Consider the following 1,483-nt stretch of genomic DNA (forward strand, 5'->3'; position numbering starts at 1 on the left):
GGCTCTATAATAAATTGGACTGATGACTAAAAATCATCAGTCCAATTTTTATGTTTGAATACAAAAATGGCGCAATTACCTCTATAATTATTAGTTACCACACAAAATAAAAAAGAAAGGTAATGCGCCTATGTGTAAGTCTATATTAAATACATTAAGAATTAAAGATAAAAATCTAAATTTTTCAGATAAAGTGATTGAGAAAAAACATAAAGGACGAATGAGCTTGTTTTACTATGCCGAGCTCACTTATCAACCTACACATTGTGAAAATTGTTCAACTAAAAATGAAAATTTCTCTATAGTAAAAAATGGTAAGAAAACCTCAACGATTACTTTACTTAAAATTATGGAAATGCCCGCTTATTTAGAACTTCAAAAACAAAGATTTTATTGTAAATCATGTGACAGTCATTTTACTGCTAAATCTAATATTGTCGACGCTCATTGTTTTATTTCTAATAAAACAAAACTTGCAGTTTTAGATAAAGCACAAGAATACCGGTCTCAAAAATCTATCGCTAAGTCATGCTTAGTATCATCAATGACTGTGTCTAGAGTGATTAATCAAGCGGCAAGCGACGTAGGTCAGTCTTCTTTTGATGCTCTACCTGAACACTTAATGATGGACGAATTTAAAAGTGTTAAAAATGTTATAGGAAAAATGAGCTTTATTTATGCAGATGCTGTATCGCACCGCATCGTAGATGTGGTAGCGGATCGTAAGTTGAAATCGCTTAAAGATCATTTTTATCGCTATTCTTTAAAACTCAGACAAAAAGTCAAAACAGTAACGATTGATATGTATGAACCATATATGTCACTAATCAAACAATTATTTCCTAACGCGAAGATTATTATTGATCGTTTTCATATTGTTCAATCTTTAAATCGAGCGTTAAATATGTCTAGAGTTCATGTAATGAATAGTTATAGAATCTCTAATAGACCGCTTTATAATAAATATAAAAGTTATTGGAAACTATTTCTTAAACCTTTTGAAATGCTAGAAACATTTAATTATCATAAAGTCCATTTATTTAAAGAGTGGAAAACCGAAAAAAGCATTATAAATTACTTATTAGGTGTAGATGTAGAATTATTTAATACATATCACTACGTTCATGAGCTAAGAAGATTATTAAAAGAAAATCAAATAGAGAAATTTAATCATAAACTCTTTTCTATTCATCTTTCAGATGTGTGTCCTAAATTACGCCCAGTCATTAGAACTTTAAGACGATTAGCAGCTTTCATTGAAAATACTATGACATATTCTAACCTGACCAACGGTCCGTTAGAAGGAATTAATAATAAAATCAAACTCATTAAAAGGGTATCTTTTGGTTATAGAAATTATGATAATTTGCGTAATCGAATTATTATAACTTCGCGACTATTTGCCTCAACAACAAAAAAAGAGATTAAACAACTTAAGGTTGCTTAATCTCAATATTTGGACTCATCAGTCCGATTTGACGTA

1 protein-coding gene is annotated in these 1,483 nt (G+C 29.6%); it reads left to right on the forward strand.

The window, feature by feature from the left end:
* The first annotated feature begins 130 nt into the window (after nt 1-130).
* The gene (locus tag HMPREF2629_RS08910) at nt 131-1,447 is read left to right on the forward strand and encodes an ISL3 family transposase (RefSeq protein WP_049419732.1); all 1,317 of its coding nucleotides are present in this window, start codon (nt 131-133) and stop codon (nt 1,445-1,447) included.
* Nucleotides 1,448-1,483 lie beyond the last annotated feature (36 nt).

It is taken from the genome of Staphylococcus sp. HMSC034C12, assembly GCF_001835895.1.
Classification (GTDB): domain Bacteria; phylum Bacillota; class Bacilli; order Staphylococcales; family Staphylococcaceae; genus Staphylococcus; species Staphylococcus hominis.